Consider the following 15,376-nt stretch of genomic DNA (forward strand, 5'->3'; position numbering starts at 1 on the left):
CCTGCGATACCCTGCGATTCGCAGGTTGCTGCGTTGCGCTTAGCGCTCCTGAATGCACACAACCCGGGCGATCTAAACGATGCCGAAGTAGCCAATCACGCCGGCGATGGCCACGACGACGAGTGGATTGATCGACGTGCGGACGAAGATCACCGTGCAGACCGCCGTCAGCAGATACGTCCGCCAGTCGTGGTCGGCGGCCCTGCTCATCACCAGTGCCGACGCCAGGATCAGCCCCACGGTCAGCGGCGCGAGCCCCTTCTCGACGGCGAGCCGCCACCGGCTTTGCTCGGCCCGCTGCCAGAACAGCGTGATGGCGTACACCAGCGACGCGGCGGGCACCACCATCGCGACCGTGGCGATCACGCCGCCGAGGATCCCGCCGAGCACGCCGCCGACGGGCAGCCCCGCCGCGTAGCCGACCATCCCGACGATCAGGATGCTCGGCCCCGGCGTGGTCTGCGAGATGGAGAACAGGTCGGCGAACTGGCCGTCGGTCAGCCACCGATGCTGGTGGACCGCGCGCAGGTGCATCTCCGGCAACACCGCATTGCCCCCGCCGAAGGACATCAGCGACAGCGAACCGAACAGCACGACCAGCTGCAGATACGTGCTCACTGTTCGGCCTGCTCGGTACGTCGGCGCGGCCACGCCCAGATCAGGCCGAGCGGCGCCACGATGGCCAGCGTCAGGAGCAGCGGCCACCGCAGCACGCCGTTGAGCACGAACGCCGTGGCGAACAGCGCGATCGGCACCACCCCGGTCAGGCACTTCCTGCCGGTCTGGATCACCATCGTCAGCGTCATCGCCACGGCGGCCGCCGACGCCCCGTGCAGCACGCCCTTGACGGCGGGGACCTCCTTGAACGTGAAGTACAGCCACGCCAGCGCCAGCACGATCACCAACGGCACCAGGCAAAGACCGATGAGTGCGGCGATCGCGCCCGGCACGGCCCGCATCTTCGTGCCGGCGAACACGGCCATGTTCACCTGGTTGGCGCCGGGCAGGATTCGGCACATCGTCATCGCCGACAGGAACTCCGCCTCACCGAGCCACTGCTTCTCGACGACGAGGACCTCGCGCGACCACGCCGAGAGCCCGCCGCCGAACGACGCCAGCGCGATGTGGTTGAACGTGACGGCCAGCTCGACGAGGGAGACCCGCTCCGGCTCCGTCACTCGTGGACGAGTTCGGGATCGTGCGGGAAGTCGTCCTCCTCGTGGCCGATGGAGTCCAGCGGATCGGGCGGCGCGTAGGCGTGCGACTGCGCCCAGTCCTCCTCGAACGTCGCCCCGAGCCGCGCGACGACGGCCGGGTCGTCGATCGTGATGCCCAGCTCGCGACGCAGGTCGAAGGCGCTGCGGTCGATGTTCATGGAACCCACCAGCGCGCGCTGGCCGTCGACGATGAGCAGTTTCGCGTGCACCCTGAGGTTCTTCTGCTTGTGCACCTTGGCGCCGAAGCGCCGCAGCGTGCGCAGCGAGGCGAACGTGTCGAGGACGTCCCACTCGCTGATGCCGTGCTTGCCGCCACACAGCACGTGCACCTTCACGCCGCGCTCGATCGCGGCCGCCAGGTGGTCGGTGATGACGGCGTCGACGAACTTGGGGTGCTGAACGTCGATGCGGTGCACCGCGGTGTCGATGAAGCGGGCCATGTGAAAGCGCGAATTGGAGTTGCTCCACAGCAGACCCCGATACGCCGTGGGGACCCAGTCCTCGTGGTTCCAGTCGGCGTCGAAGACCTCGACGATCTGCGCGACGTGTGCGGGGTCGGTGATGATCACGCCGTAGTCCCGCGTCGCCGTGAAGTACTTGAGGCACATGTTGAACGTCGCGACGAGCGCGACCTTCTCGTCGACCACCATCGACTTCTCGTGCGTGACGTAGAACTTCGGGTTGGCCCACCGCACGTCGATGCCCGCGGCGCAAAACCGTTCGTAGGTCTCGTCGTTCGCGCGGTCGCCCCCGGACCGCGCCGCGTTCAGCATGACGCGCACGTCCACGCCGGCCCGCCGGCGTTCCAGCACCGCGTCGATGAGGGTCTCGTCGGTGAACGTGAACTGCTTGATCAACAGCGACGTCCGGGCCGAGGCGATGAAGTCGACGACCGGACCGACACCGTCGTCCGGTTCGACGATCAGACGGGGGCCACTCGGCTGCACGAGAGTTGAAGCTAGCACTCAGCAGGACCCATTCGCTTTGCCAATGCGTAAATTTGCGAGGCCCGTGTCTCCCCCGGCCAGCACGCGCCTACCGCACCGCGCCGAGGGCATCAGGCAAGATGACCCCATGGAGATGGGAGCCAGCGGTACCGCGTCGCCCCGAGTGCTCGTGGTGGACGACGACCCCGACGTGCTCGCCTCACTCGAACGCGGGCTGCGGCTGTCCGGCTTCGACGTCACGACCGCGGTCGACGGCGCCGAGGCGTTGCGCAGCGCCACCGAGACCCGGCCCGACGCCATCGTGCTCGACATCAACATGCCCATCCTGGACGGCGTCTCCGTGGTGACCGCGCTGCGCGCCATGGACAACGACGTCCCCGTCTGCGTGCTGTCGGCCCGCAGCTCCGTCGACGACCGGGTCGCGGGCCTGGAGGCCGGCGCCGACGACTACCTCGTCAAGCCGTTCGTCTTGGCCGAGCTGGTGGCCAGGGTCAAGGCCCTGCTGCGCCGCCGCGGCGCCACCGCGACGTTCTCCTCGGAGACGATCTCCGTCGGCCCCCTAGAGGTCGACATTCCCGGCAGGCGCGCGCGCGTCAACGGCGCCGACGTCGACCTGACGAAGCGCGAATTCGACCTCCTGGCCGTCCTCGCCGAGCACAAGACCGCCGTGCTGTCGCGGGCCCAGCTGCTGGAGCTGGTGTGGGGCTACGACTTCGCCGCGGACACCAACGTCGTCGACGTGTTCATCGGGTACCTCCGCCGCAAGCTCGAAGCGGGCGGCGCCCCGCGGCTGCTGCACACGGTGCGGGGCGTGGGATTCGTGCTGAGGCAGCAGTGACGAGCGCTTGCGCGAGGAACCGGCGGCCAGTGACGAGCGCTTGCGCGAGGAACCGGCGGGGTTGAGCACATGGACTTCCTGTCACACGTGTTCCGGCGGACACCGTCGCTGCGGACGCGCGTGGCCTTCGCCACCGCCATCGCGGCCGCGATCGTGGTGGGCATCGTCGGCGCGATCGTGTGGATCGGCATCACCAACGACCGCAAGGAACGCCTGGACCGTCGGCTCGACGAGGCCGCGGGCTTCGCGATCCCCTTCCTGCCCCGCGGCCTCGACCAGATTCCCAAGTCCCCCAATGACCAGGACGCCGTCATCACGGTGCGACGCGCGGGCGGACAGGTCACGTCGAACTCGGACGTGACGTTGCCGGAGCTGCCCGCCGGCTACGCCGACACCACGATCGACGGCGTGCGCTACCGGGTGCGGACCGTGCAACTGGTCGGCCCGCAGGGTCCGATGACGGCGGCGGTCGGCGCCACGTACGACGCGACGATCGCCGACACCAACAACCTGCACCGCCGGGTGATCATGATCTGCTCGGGCGCGATCGGCGCTGCGGCGGTGGCGGGTTGGCTGCTGGCGGCCTTCGCAGTGCGGCCGCTGAAGCGGCTCGCGCAGCAGACCCGCGCGATCGACGTGGGCGGCGAGGCGCCCGACATCGACGTCCGTGGCGCGACCGAGGCGGTCGAGATCGCCGACGCGGTCAACGGCATGGTGCAGCGCATCTGGCAGGAGCAGGACCGCACCAAGGCCGCGCTGGTCTCCTCGCGTGACTTCGCGGCCGTGACGTCGCACGAACTGCGCACCCCGCTGACGGCGATGCGGACCAACCTCGAGGTGCTCGCCACCCTGGACCTCGCCGAGGATCAGCGCAAGGAAGTGCTCAACGACGTCATCCGCACGCAGACGCGCATCGAGTCGACGCTGTGGGCCATCGAAAGGCTGGCGCAGGGCGAACTCTCGACCTCCGATGACCACGTGCCCGTCGACATCACCGAACTCCTCGACCGCGCCGCCCATGACGCGATGCGCGTGTATCCCGACCTCGACGTGTCGCTGGTGCCGGCGCCCACCGTCATCCTGGTGGGCCTGCCCGCGGGGCTGCGGCTGTCGGTGGACAACGCCATCGCCAACGCCGTGAAGCACGGCGGCGCGCATCGAATCCAGTTGTCGGCGGTCAGTTCCCGGGCCGGTGTGGAGATCGCGATCGACGACGACGGTGTCGGCATTCCCGAGGAGGAGCGCAAGGTCGTCTTCGAACGGTTCTCCCGCGGTTCGACGGCCTCCCACTCCGGCTCCGGCCTCGGTCTGGCACTGGTGGCCCAGCAGGCCGAATTGCACGGTGGCAGTGCGTCTTTGGAGCAGAGTCCGCTGGGCGGAGTGCGGCTGCTGTTGACGCTGCCCGGACCGTCGTAGGCTCGCCCGCCCCGACGGACGCCTGCGTGCAACTGGTCCTCTCGGGGTCGGTTGACACCTGGAGCCAATTCCCCGAAAGTCACTGCTTCACTTGGTGATCGGGGTGCCTCAGGGTCGGTCGCCCGTCTGAGAGGTCATCCATGCTGTGTTCCGTCGACGGCTCGGGATGGTGAGCACGCGTTCGCGCGGAAACGAGACCGGCGGGAAGGTTCAGCACCACAACGTCTTTCGCCGCGACGTCCACGGCCTGCGCGCCGTCGCGGTGCTGGCCGTCGTCCTCTTCCACGCCGGCGTGCCCGGCGTCGGCGGGGGTTTCGTCGGTGTGGACGTGTTCTTCGTCATCTCGGGTTTCGTCATCACCGGCCTCCTGTGGCGCGAGGCCAGCGCCACCGGCACCATCGGACTGCGCAGGTTCTACGGGGCGAGGGCACGTCGCCTGCTCCCGACGGCGGCGGTCGTCGCGGTCGTCACGATGATCGCCTCGGCAATCCTGCTGTCCCCGCTGCAGGTCCGATCGGTCGGCATGGACGGGATCGCCAGCGCGCTGTACCTCAACAACTACGTGCTCATCGGGGCGGGGGTGAACTACTTCGGCAAGCACGATCTAGTGTCGCCCAGTCCCTTTCAGCATTGCTGGTCACTCGGCGTCGAGGAGCAGTTCTATCTCGTCTGGCCCCTCCTGATCGTCGGGATCGCCTGGGTCGTTCGACGCGTGCGCCGGGTGGGCGCCAAGGCCGACGCCACGGTTTCGGTGCGGCCGTTCGCGATCGTCCTCGCGGTGGTCGCCGTCCTCTCGTTCGGGTCTTCGGTCGTCCTGACCTATGTGATCCCACCCGTCGCGTTCTATTCGCTGCCCACCAGGGCGTGGCAGTTGGCCCTCGGCGGCATGGTGGCGCTTACGGCGTCACGATGGCGCCGCCTGCCTTTCCCGTGGGCCGTGCTCACTGGCGTGACTGGTCTGCTCATGATCGGTTGGGCCGCAACCCGATTTGACGCTGCGACGCACTACCCCGGCGTCGCCGCAGCGATGCCCGCACTCGGCGCGGCCCTGATCATCGGGGCCGGTGGTGCCGCTCCGACCCGCGGGGTCGGCCTCGTCCTGGGATCACCTCGTCTGCGGAGGATCGGCGACCTGTCGTACTCCTGGTACCTCTGGCACTGGCCGGTGCTGGTGCTGGCCCCGGTCGTAATCGGGCACCCGCTCGGGCTCACCGCGCGGCTGGCGGCGGTCCTGCTGTCTGCCGGGCTCGCGGCACTGACACTGCGCCTCGTCGAGAACCCCCTGCGCTTCGCTCCCCGGATCCGCCGCTCACCGTGGGCGAGCCTGACGCTCGGCGGCGCGTCGAGCGCGGTGGCGGTCTGCGTCTGCGCCGCGGTGCTCGTCCAGACTCCCGATCCGGTGGGCCGCGGACCGGCCACCGCATCCATGGTCGTCACCGACACGCCGATCCCGCCGGGATCCGACGTAGCGGCCTTCGATGCCGCGGTGCGCGACGTGTTCGGTCAGGTCCAGGCCGCCGTCGCGGCGTCACTGCGCACGACCGCCGTCCCATCGAATCTGAATCCGCCTCTGACCGACCAGTTCGCGCAACAGTTGGCGATCGCCGGCCACGGGTGCCTCGTGGTGTTGCCGTTCGATGACGTGCAACCCGATTGCACGGTCGGTGATCTCACCTCGTCGACGTCGATCGCGCTCGTCGGCGACTCGCGGGCGGCGATGCTCGACCCGGCGTTCCAACGGATCGCCACGCAGCGGCACTGGCGTCTGCAGATGATGGCCAAGGCGGGCTGCTCGATCACCGATCTTCCCGTCGCCAGCGAGTTCAACGGCGTGGCCGAACTATTCGACCGCTGTCCGCAGTGGCGCAGTCAGGTCATGGCCCGGCTGGCCGCGGCGCCGCCCGACCTGATCGTGGTGAGCTCGGCCCGCGCCTACGACGCCAACGGCGCGCACACGATGGTGCCCGGCCTGCACATGTACGACCACGCGTGGCTCGACAGCCTGACCCGCCTGGTTCGCGCGCTGCGGGCCACCGGCGCCAGGGTCCTGGTTCTCGGGCCGACCCCGGATCCGCCCGCCCCGGTACCGCAGTGCCTCTCGGCACACCTCGACGACGCCCTGGCCTGCGCGCCGACGCGGCGCGCGAGCGGGAAGGACGCGTCCGGGATGGCGGCCGAGTCGACCGCCACCGGGGCCGGCGGCGGGCAGTACGCCGACCTCACCGCATTGTTCTGCGCCTCGGAACGCTGCCCGGTCATCGTCGGGAACACGATGGTCTACTTCGACTCGGGTCATCTGACGCACGAGTACTCCGAGCTTCTGGCCCCCGCCATGGGCGCCCTGGTCGAACGCGCGCTGGCCGGTAATTGAGCGGCGTCTCAGCCGACGGTGATCTCGACGCGTCGGTTCTGCGCCCTTCCGGCAGGCGTGCCGTTGTCTCCCAACGGTTTCGACGCCCCGGCACCGCTGGACGTCAGGTTGGCACTCGGAATGCCATCGGCGACGAGGGCGTTCGCGACCGCCGACGCGCGGCCCGCACTGAGGGGAACGTTGATCGCGTCGGTACCGGTGGAGTCGGTGTACCCGGTGACGACGAGCTTGGCGGTCGGGCACGGCTTGACCGCGTCGGCGATCCGCCCGACGGCGCCCCTGGCGGCGGCGTTCAGACCGGAGGAGTTGGTGGCGAACGTGATCGGCGTCGCGGACAGCGTCTGCACGGTGGCTCGAAGATCGGCACACGACCCGGCCGGCGCGGGACCCGGCGTCACCGAGGTGACCTCGATGTGGTTGACCACGGGCGCGTTCGGCCACGTCGTCTTGGCCGAATCCTCAACGGCCGCCCGGGTTTCCGCGGTGTCGGTCTGACCGGTCAGGGTGACGGTGCCGTTGGCGAGGGTCGCGTTGAAGCCCTTGGTCTCCACCGCCGTGCCGAAGAGCGCCCCCAGCCCGCCGAACTCCGGCGGTTTTACACCGGGCTTGACGGTGAGGTGATCGACGATGACCGCGCCGGGCATGGCCTGCCTGATCCCATCGGGCAGACCCTTCAGCAGGGCCTCGTCGGGCACCTCGCCGGTCAGCGTGAACCCGTTGCCGGTCCGCGCGATCGTCATGGCGCCGTAGGGTGCGGCCGCCGCGGCCGACGTCGTGGTCGTCGATGACGGCGCCGCCGACGGGGCGTTGCCCGAGGACCCGCCGCACCCGGCGAGAGGCAGCAGCAGGGCCAGGGCGAGCGCGCCCAGCAGGCGTTTCGACACGGGGACCGTCAGCGGACGGCGAGCAGGTCGATCACGAAGATCAACGTCTTGCCCGACAGGCGGTGTCCCGACCCGGCCGGACCGTAGGCCTTCTCGGGCGGAATGGTCAGCTTCCGCCGACCGCCGACCCGCATTCCGGGGATGCCGTCCTGCCACCCCGCGATGAGGCCGCGCAGCGGGAACTCGATGGATTCGTTGCGGTTCCACGAGCTGTCGAACTCCTCGCCCGTGTCGTACTCGACGCCGACGTAGTGCACCGTCACGGTGCCGCCGGGCACTGCCTCGGCGCCGTCGCCGACGACGACGTCCTCGATGACGAGTTCGGCGGGCGCCGGACCGTCGGGAAAATCGATCTCGGGTTTAGTGGCCACGCCTGACACCGTAGTCGGGCAGACTGGTCGGGTGGCTACGGACCCGAACACCGACTCGAACATTCTCGCCCGCGTGCACGAACTCGTCGCCGAGGAGAAGGAACTGCGCGCGAAGCTGCAACACCGCGAGATCGACGAGACCGAGGAACATCGGCGCTTGAAGGCGCTCGAGGTGCAGCTCGACCAGGCCTGGGATCTGCTTCGCCAGCGGCGGGCCCTGCGCGAATCGGGCCAGGATCCCGACCAGGCCAGCGTCCGGCCCGAGGACGAGGTCGAGGGTTACCTGAACTGAGCCGGGCCGTGGCGGACGACCGGTTCGACGCCGTCATCGTCGGTGGCGGTCACAACGGTCTGGTGGCGGCGGGTTACCTGGCGCGGGCCGGTCTGCGGGTCGTCGTGCTCGAACGGCTCGACCACGTCGGCGGCGCTGCCGTCTCGGCGCAGGCCTTCCCCGGGGTGGCTGCCCGGCTCTCGCGCTACTCGTATCTGGTCAGTCTGCTGCCACCGCGCATCACCAACGATCTGGGCGCCCACGTCCGGCTCGCCCGGCGCCGGTACTCGTCCTACACGCCCCACCCGGCGGACGGCGGTCGCACCGGCCTGCTGGTCGGGCCCGGCGGTGACTTCGACGCCATCGGCGCGGGCGCCGACGCGGCCGGTTTCGACGCGTTCTACCGACGCTGCCGCGCCGTCACCCAGCCGCTGTGGCCGACTCTGCTGGAACCCCTTCGGACGCGGTCACAGGCCCGCGCGCACGTGCTGGCCGGCGGTGATCCCGACGCCGACGCCGGCTGGCAGTCGATGCTGCAGCAACCGATCGGCAAGGCGATCGCCGACGCCGTCACCGACGACGTGGTGCGCGGGGTGATGGCAACCGACGCGCTGATCGGCACCTTCGCCCGCACCGACGCCGACTCCCTGGTGCAGAACGTCTGCTTCCTCTACCACCTGCTCGGCCAGGGCACCGGCGAATGGGACGTGCCCATCGGCGGCATGGGCGCGGTCAGCGGTGCGCTCGCGGACGCGGCCCGTGCCCAGGGGGCCGAGATATGCACTGGCGCAGAGGTATACGCGGTCGATCCCGGTGGGTCGGTCCACTACCGATGCGACGGCGAGCAGCGCGTCGCCCACGGGCGGTTCGTGCTGTCCAACGTCACGCCCACGGTGCTGGCCGGGTTGCTCGACGAGTCCCCGCCGCAGAGTGCACCGGGGTCGCAGGTCAAGGTGAACCTGATGCTGAGACGACTGCCCCGGCTGCGCGACGACGCCGTCACCCCGGAACAGGCGTTCGGCGGCACATTCCACGTCAACGAGTCTCTGCCGCAACTGGATTCGGCGTACGACACGGCGCTCGCCGGTGAGATTGCCGCTCCGCTGCCGTGCGAGATCTATTGCCACTCCCTCAGCGACCCCTCCATCCTGTCCGAGGAGTTGCGTCGCGCGGGCGCGCAGACGCTCACGGTGTTCGGCCTGCACACCCCGCACGGCATCGCCGCCGCCGATCCGGAAGCTGCCAGGACCGCACTCACCGATGCCATCCTCGCATCACTGAATTCCGTTCTGGCCGAACCCATTCAGGACGTCCTGCTTACCGACGCGCACGGGCGGCCCTGTATCGAGACCAAGACCACCGCGGACCTGGAGGCCACGCTGAACATGACCGCGGGGCACATCTTCCACGGTGGGCTGCACTGGCCGTTCGCCGAGGACGACGATCCGCTGGACACGCCGGCCCGGCGCTGGGGGGTGGCCACCGAGCACGACCGCATCCTGCTCTGCGGTTCCGGGTCTCGACGCGGCGGCGCGGTGTCGGGCGTCGGCGGCCACAATGCCGCCATGGCGGTACTCGAAAGCGGTTAGTTCCCAGTCAGTTTCGCCAGGATCGTTCGAAGCGTCTCCAGTTCGGAGGCGCTCAGCGCGGTGAACGGCTCGGGCGCCGGGTCGTCGATCCCCTCGATCGTGGCCACGACGCGACGACCAGCGTCGGTCAGCGAGATCACCTTGCACCGTCGGTTCGTCGGATGCGCCGTCCGCACGACGAGGCCGCGGTCCTCGAGATCGTTGACCGCCACGCTGGTGGCCGGCGCATCCATCGTTGCGGCCTCCGCGATCTCGGTGGCCGTCATCGCGCGCTTGGCGAGCCGGCGCAACACCCTGACCCTGCTGAACGGCAGCCCGGTGGTGTCGATGACGTCGCGCTTCCACGCGTCGCGGTTGTCGAAGACCACCGCGGCCATCGTCCGCCAGACCTCGTCGGCGAGCCGATGATCGGCGGTGGTGTCAGCCGGCATGGACGCCGACCTTGGGGGCGGCCGTGCCGGAGATCAACGGCGCGAGGCGTTCCGCCGATTGGAACGCCCGCGGCGTCGTCGAGAGGAACCCGAGCACGGTGATGACGACGCCGATCGCGACGAAGACGAACCACAGCGGCCGCGCGGACGCCGCGAAGTCGGCCCCCGTGTGCGCGATCGCCGACCCCGCGATAGAACCGCACAGCGCCACACCGATGCTCACGCCGATCTGGCGGCTGGTCGACGTCACCGCCGAGGCCGCACCGGCGCGGTCCAGCGGCATCCCGCTGACCGCCGCGTTGGTGATCGGGGCGTTCACCATGGAGAACCCGCTGCCGAACACGGCGAAGATCACCAGGAGGCCCCACACCGGGGTGTCCTTGGTCAGGAAGGTCAGCAGGACCGATGCGGTGGTGATCAGGACGCCGGCCGTCAGCAGCGAGGGACGGGCGCCGAACCGCCCGACCATCCGGCCGGAGATGGGCGAGAACACCAGGGCGCCAACGGCTATCGGCGCGTAGATGAGGCCGGTGTGCATGGCCGAGTACCCGCGCTCGGACTGCAGGTACAGCGACATCATGAACAGGAACGCACCCCACGCCGAGAACGCGCAGATCGCGGTGACGGTGGCGCCGGCGAACGGGATGCTGCGGAAGAAGCGCAGATCGATGAACGGGTCGTGGCGCCTGGCCTCGTACCGCAGGAAGGCGGCGAAGGAGATCAGCGCGACCACCGCCACCGCGACGACGCGCGGGTTGCTCCAGCCGTAGCCGGGGCCCTCGATGAGGGTGAAGACGACGCCGAAGAGGAAGAGCACCGCCAGGCCCTGGCCGATCGGGTCGATGTTGCGCATCGTCGCCGACTTCGTCTCGGGCACGAAGATCGCGGTGAGGACGACCGCGGCCGCACAGATTGGCAGGTTGATCCAGAACACCGCGCGCCAGCTGATCAGCTCGATGTGGAAACCCCCGACGACGGGTCCGAGCGCCATCGAGATGCCCACCACCGCGCCCCAGAATCCGAGGGCCCGGGCGCGCTCGACGCGTTCGGTGAAGACCTGCGAAATGATCGACAGTGCAACGGGATTCAGCATCGAACCGCCGATGGCCTGCAAGAGCCGTGCCATGATCAGCGTCTCGATGTTGGGCGCCAGGCTGCACATCAGCGAGCCGACGGCGAACACGACGAGGCCGATCTGGAACACCCGCCGTCTCCCGAACCGGTCCCCCGTCGCGCCCGACAGCATGAGCAGCGACGCCAACACCAGCGTGTAGACGTCGACCACCCACTGCAGTTGCGACGGCGATGCATGCAGATCGGTGCGGATGCTGGGAATCGCGACGTTGACGATCGTGGCGTCCATCGACACGATCAGCAGACTCAGACAGCAGGACACCAGGATGATGGCCTTACGCCGAGGCGTCAGCGTGTCGATGCTTGTATTCACACAACTATTGTCGACTTACAAGTATCCGCGGCACAACCACCTGTGGCCCAGCAGACACAAACGGCCCTGAATCCGCCCGATCGAGGGCCGTTTACGTCCGCTCGCGGAGAAAGGGTTAGCGGCTGCCCATGTCGGAGTAGTCCCGCTCGGTGTAGCCGGTGTAGATCTGGCGCGGGCGCCCGATCTTGCTCGGCGACTCGTGCATCTCACGCCAGTGCGCGATCCAGCCGGGCAGCCGGCCGAGGGCGAAGAGCACCGTGAACATCCGCGTCGGGAAGCCCATCGCGCGGTAGATCACCCCGGTGTAGAAGTCGACGTTGGGGTAGAGCTTGCGCTCGACGAAGAAGTCGTCGGTCAGCGCGAACTCCTCCAGTTGCTTGGCGATGTCGAGCAACTCGTCGTTGACGCCGAGCTTGCCGAGGATCTTGTCCGCCTGCTCCTTGACGATGCGGGCCCGCGGATCGTAGTTCTTGTAGACGCGGTGCCCGAAGCCCATCAGCTTCACGCCCTCTTCGCGGTTCTTCACCTTCTTGACGAAGGTCGCCACGTCGTCGTCACCGGAGCGGATCTTCTCGAGCATCTCCAGCACGGCCTGGTTGGCGCCGCCGTGCAGCGGACCCCACAGCGCGTTGATGCCGCCGGAGATCGACGTGAACAGGTTGGCTTGCGACGACCCGACTAGACGCACCGTCGACGTCGAGCAGTTCTGCTCGTGGTCGGCGTGCAGGATCAGCAGCAGGTCCAGCGCGCGGACGATCTCGGGGTCGACCTCGTAGGGCTCGGCGGGGAAGCCGAACGTCATCCGCAGGAAGTTCTCGACCAGCGTCAACGAATTGTCCGGGTACAGGAACGGCTGCCCGACCGACTTCTTGTAGGCATACGCCGCAATCGTCGGGAGCTTCGCGAGCAGCCGGATCGTCGACAGCTCGACCTGCTCCTTGTCCAGCGGGTCCACCGAGTCCGGGTAGTAGGCCGAGAGGGCGTTTACCGCGCTGGACAGCACGGGCATCGGGTGCGCGTTGCGCGGGAACCCGTCGAAGAAGCGCTTGAGGTCCTCGTGCAGCAGGGTGTGCCGCTGAATCTGGGTGGTGAACTTCTCCAACTCGTCGGCCGTCGGCAGTTCACCGTAGATGAGGAGGTAGCTGACCTCGATGAACGTGGACTTCTCCGCCAGCTGCTCGATGGGGTAGCCGCGGTAGCGCAGGATGCCGGCGTCGCCGTCGATGTAGCAAATCGAGCTCTTCGTCGAGGACGTGTTGACGAAGCCGCCGTCGAACGTGGTGTATCCGGTCTTGGCCAACAGCGAGCCCAGTGCGATCCCGTCGGCTCCCTCGGTCGCCTTCACGATCTCCAGGTCGATCTCGCCCCCCGGGTAGTGGAGGGTGGCCACCTCGTCCGAATCAGAGCGGGGACTGGAGTCTTCGGGCACGTTAACCCCTTCTACGGTGTCGTCGACCGGAACGAAGCTGTCCGTCACTAGTGGAAGGTAGTCGCTATCGGTTTGGTGCGCTTGCGGGGGGTTGGCCCTCGCACGTTCCCCCGCTCGCCATCGGCGTCCAGGTCCGCCGAAACAGCTCGTACTGGGCCCGGAGGCGGTCGCACAGCACCTGCGGTTCGAGTGGGTCGTGCCCGGGCAGACCCAAGCCGGCGAAGGCGTTGGCGAACAGCACCGTCCACGCGTCGCCGATCATCCGCACGGCGGGATCGGTGGCGGGCACGCCGAGCCGCCGGCCCATGACGACGAAGGCGGTGCGCACCTCTACCGACCGCTGATGCAGGAAGGCCGACGATCGCAGCGACTCGGCGTTGTTGATGATCTGGATGAGGACGGCCATCCGCTTGAAGCCCGGGGTGTGGTGCCCCCGCTCGGGAGCGAACACCTCCAGATGCGAGCGCAGCAGCGCCTCGTACTCGGTGATGTCGGTGGGCTGCCGGTCCAGGGCGGCGGCGAGGTACTCGTCCATGTCACCGGTCATCGCCGCGACGACGGACTCCTTCGTAGGGAAGTACCGGCTGAAGGTCCGCGGTGAGACGTCGGCCGCCGCAGCGATCTGCTCGACGGTGGTGTTGTCGTAGCCCTGCTTGAGACACAGCTCGGCCGCCGCCTCGATCAGCGTGGCGCGGGTCCGGAGCTTCTTGCGTTCCCTCAGGCCAAATGGTGCGTCAGCCATACACCCGCTCGTAGTCGGCCCCCGACGGTGGACACTTCGGGTGGGACGCCAGAACGGTTCGCGTCGGAATCTCCTCGCGGTCGCGAAGTCCCGATGCGTTCGCTCCCTCGGCCACGAGACGATGTTAACCCGCTTCTACATGCGAAACGGGGAACGCAGGTCTACACCCGGTAGCGGACGAAGGCGGGCACCAGCAACGCAGCGAGCACGACGCCGACGACGACGAGGGCACCTCCGCCCGCCGCGGTCACCGTCGTCCCGACGATTGCCGCCGACGCGCCGTGCACGGCGTCGGCGAGACGCGGCCCACCCGCGACGACCACGGTGAACACGCCCTGCAGTCGACCCCGCAACTCGTCGGAGGCCGCCTGCTGCAGGATCGTGTTGCGGAAGGCCGACGACACCATGTCGGCCGCTCCCCCGATCGCCAAGAACGCCAGCGCGGCCCACAGCAACGCGTTGACCCGCCCGCCGGCCAGCCCGGCGGCGAGACCGAAACCACACATCGCCGCACCCCACACGACGATGGAGACGACGACGACGAGCCCCTGCCGATGAATCCGGGGCAACCAACCAGAGAACACCCCGCCCGCGACGGCGCCCACCGCGATGGCCGACGACAGCAACGCCATGGTGGTACCGCCCTCGACCGGCCCGCCGAAACTCTGGTGGGCCATCTGCGGGAAGAGCGCCCGCGGCATGCCGAAGATCATCGCGATGAGGTCCACGACGAACGACATCAGCACGACGCGGTTGCCCGCCAGATAGCGAAAGCCGTCGAACACCGCCCCGAAGCCCCAGCGCGACGCCCCCTCGACGATCTCGGTCGGCGGCATCTTGGCCAGCCGCAGCGTCGCCCAGATCGGGGCGAGGCACGTCAGCGCGTCGATGGCGTACAGCGTGGAGAGGTCGACGAAGTGCAGCAGCACACCGGCCAGCAGCGGTCCGACGATGGCGCCGAACTGCATGACGGTCATGTTCAGCGAGTTCGCCGCGGGTAGCTGGTCGAGCGGCAGCATGCGCGGGATGGAGGCCGACCGCGTCGGCTGGTTGATCGCGAAGAACGCCTGCTGCACCGACAGCAGACCCAGCACCACCCACACGTCGTCGAGCCCCAGCGCCGCCTGCAGCCACAGCAGCACCGACGACACGGCCAACCCGATCGACGCGATGACCAGCAACAGCCTGCGGTCCATCGCATCGGCCCACGCGCCGCCCCACAGGCCGAACACCACCAGCGGCACCAGCGCGAAGATGCCCGACAGCCCGACGTAGGCCGAATTCTGCGTCAGCGCGTACAGCTGAACGGGAACGGCGAAGATCGTGAGATTTGCGCCGATGACCGTGACGATGCCCGAGAGCCACAGCCTGCGGAAGTCCGGTGTCCGCAGCGGTGTGGTGTCGGCGAAGAGCCCCGCCACCC

Annotated in this window: 15 protein-coding genes; 5 read left to right on the top strand and 10 right to left on the bottom strand. The window is 68.8% G+C overall.

Annotated features, from left to right (window positions below; all coding sequences use genetic code 11):
* Nucleotides 1–72 precede the first annotated feature (72 nt).
* From G6N60_RS22785 to G6N60_RS22795, 3 genes are read right to left on the bottom strand one after another with little or no spacing between them, the layout of a single operon-like run.
* Nucleotides 73–618, bottom strand: a complete 546-nt coding sequence (locus G6N60_RS22785; protein ID WP_163741505.1) for a chromate transporter — start codon at nucleotides 616–618, stop codon at nucleotides 73–75.
* Nucleotides 615–1,178 carry a chromate transporter gene (locus tag G6N60_RS22790; protein WP_163741507.1) on the bottom strand — a complete coding sequence of 188 codons (564 nt, stop codon included), beginning with the start codon at nucleotides 1,176–1,178 and terminating at the stop codon, nucleotides 615–617. The genes G6N60_RS22785 and G6N60_RS22790 overlap by 4 nt, the downstream gene beginning before the upstream one ends.
* The gene (locus tag G6N60_RS22795; RefSeq protein ID WP_163741510.1) at nucleotides 1,175–2,164 is read right to left on the bottom strand and encodes a phospholipase D-like domain-containing protein; all 990 of its coding nucleotides are present in this window, start codon (nucleotides 2,162–2,164) and stop codon (nucleotides 1,175–1,177) included. Before G6N60_RS22795 ends, G6N60_RS22790 begins: the two co-directional genes overlap by 4 nt.
* Before the next feature lie 127 nt (nucleotides 2,165–2,291).
* On the opposite strand from G6N60_RS22795, the gene G6N60_RS22800 reads away from it, so the two are divergent.
* The 3 genes from G6N60_RS22800 to G6N60_RS22810 all read left to right on the top strand — a co-directional run bounded on the left by G6N60_RS22800 (nucleotide 2,292) and on the right by G6N60_RS22810 (nucleotide 6,789).
* Nucleotides 2,292–3,002, top strand: a complete 711-nt coding sequence (locus G6N60_RS22800; protein WP_163741512.1) for a response regulator transcription factor — start codon at nucleotides 2,292–2,294, stop codon at nucleotides 3,000–3,002.
* Nucleotides 3,003–3,071: 69 nt separating this feature from the next.
* Nucleotides 3,072–4,418: a HAMP domain-containing sensor histidine kinase gene (locus G6N60_RS22805; protein ID WP_163741515.1), complete on the top strand. Its 1,347-nt coding sequence runs from the start codon at nucleotides 3,072–3,074 to the stop codon at nucleotides 4,416–4,418.
* Between the two features lie 169 nt (nucleotides 4,419–4,587).
* Nucleotides 4,588–6,789, top strand: coding sequence for an acyltransferase family protein (locus G6N60_RS22810; RefSeq protein ID WP_246240955.1), 2,202 nt, complete (start codon nucleotides 4,588–4,590; stop codon nucleotides 6,787–6,789).
* A gap of 8 nt (nucleotides 6,790–6,797) precedes the next feature.
* Here the strand turns inward: G6N60_RS22810 and arfA are convergent, their stop codons facing one another.
* Both arfA and G6N60_RS22820 read right to left on the bottom strand, forming a co-directional pair.
* Nucleotides 6,798–7,673: a channel-forming protein ArfA/OmpATb gene (arfA, locus tag G6N60_RS22815; protein ID WP_163741519.1), complete on the bottom strand. Its 876-nt coding sequence runs from the start codon at nucleotides 7,671–7,673 to the stop codon at nucleotides 6,798–6,800.
* 8 nt (nucleotides 7,674–7,681) lie between these two features.
* Nucleotides 7,682–8,044, bottom strand: a complete 363-nt coding sequence (locus G6N60_RS22820) for an FKBP-type peptidyl-prolyl cis-trans isomerase (protein WP_163741521.1) — start codon at nucleotides 8,042–8,044, stop codon at nucleotides 7,682–7,684.
* Nucleotides 8,045–8,075: 31 nt separating this feature from the next.
* On the opposite strand from G6N60_RS22820, the gene G6N60_RS22825 reads away from it, so the two are divergent.
* Together G6N60_RS22825 and G6N60_RS22830 are read left to right on the top strand one after the other, a co-directional pair.
* Complete coding sequence (locus G6N60_RS22825) at nucleotides 8,076–8,336, top strand: DUF2630 family protein (protein WP_246240957.1); 261 nt, start codon at nucleotides 8,076–8,078, stop codon at nucleotides 8,334–8,336.
* 8 nt (nucleotides 8,337–8,344) lie between these two features.
* Nucleotides 8,345–9,904 (top strand): phytoene desaturase family protein, encoded by a 1,560-nt coding sequence (locus G6N60_RS22830; protein ID WP_163741525.1) that lies wholly within the window; start codon nucleotides 8,345–8,347, stop codon nucleotides 9,902–9,904.
* Here the strand turns inward: G6N60_RS22830 and G6N60_RS22835 are convergent.
* The 5 genes from G6N60_RS22835 to G6N60_RS22855 form a co-directional block, all read right to left on the bottom strand.
* Entirely contained in the window at nucleotides 9,901–10,335 is a 435-nt protein-coding gene (locus G6N60_RS22835; RefSeq protein ID WP_163741528.1) for a MarR family winged helix-turn-helix transcriptional regulator, read from the bottom strand. The genes G6N60_RS22830 and G6N60_RS22835 overlap by 4 nt on opposite strands.
* Nucleotides 10,325–11,761: an MFS transporter gene (locus G6N60_RS22840; RefSeq protein ID WP_163744404.1), complete on the bottom strand. Its 1,437-nt coding sequence runs from the start codon at nucleotides 11,759–11,761 to the stop codon at nucleotides 10,325–10,327. The genes G6N60_RS22835 and G6N60_RS22840 overlap by 11 nt, the downstream gene beginning before the upstream one ends.
* A 136-nt stretch (nucleotides 11,762–11,897) precedes the next feature.
* On the bottom strand, nucleotides 11,898–13,211 hold the full coding sequence (locus G6N60_RS22845; RefSeq protein WP_163741530.1) for a citrate synthase: 1,314 nt from the start codon (nucleotides 13,209–13,211) through the stop codon (nucleotides 11,898–11,900).
* A 64-nt stretch (nucleotides 13,212–13,275) separates the two neighbouring features.
* Nucleotides 13,276–13,953, bottom strand: coding sequence for a TetR family transcriptional regulator (locus tag G6N60_RS22850; RefSeq protein ID WP_163741532.1), 678 nt, complete (start codon nucleotides 13,951–13,953; stop codon nucleotides 13,276–13,278).
* A 161-nt stretch (nucleotides 13,954–14,114) separates the two neighbouring features.
* Nucleotides 14,115–15,374, bottom strand: coding sequence for an MFS transporter (locus G6N60_RS22855; RefSeq protein ID WP_163741534.1), 1,260 nt, complete (start codon nucleotides 15,372–15,374; stop codon nucleotides 14,115–14,117).
* Between the last annotated feature and the right edge of the window lie 2 nt (nucleotides 15,375–15,376).

Origin of the sequence: Mycolicibacterium madagascariense (assembly GCF_010729665.1) — a bacterium.
Lineage (GTDB): Bacteria > Actinomycetota > Actinomycetes > Mycobacteriales > Mycobacteriaceae > Mycobacterium > Mycobacterium madagascariense.

Coding starts and splice junctions, on each gene's coding strand:
- G6N60_RS22850 (WP_163741532.1), bottom strand. CDS start 13,953: ATGGCTGACGCACCATTTGGCCTGAGGGAACGCAAGAAGCTCCGGACC.
- G6N60_RS22835 (WP_163741528.1), bottom strand. CDS start 10,335: ATGCCGGCTGACACCACCGCCGATCATCGGCTCGCCGACGAGGTCTGG.
- G6N60_RS22805 (WP_163741515.1), top strand. CDS start 3,072: ATGGACTTCCTGTCACACGTGTTCCGGCGGACACCGTCGCTGCGGACG.
- G6N60_RS22800 (WP_163741512.1), top strand. CDS start 2,292: ATGGAGATGGGAGCCAGCGGTACCGCGTCGCCCCGAGTGCTCGTGGTG.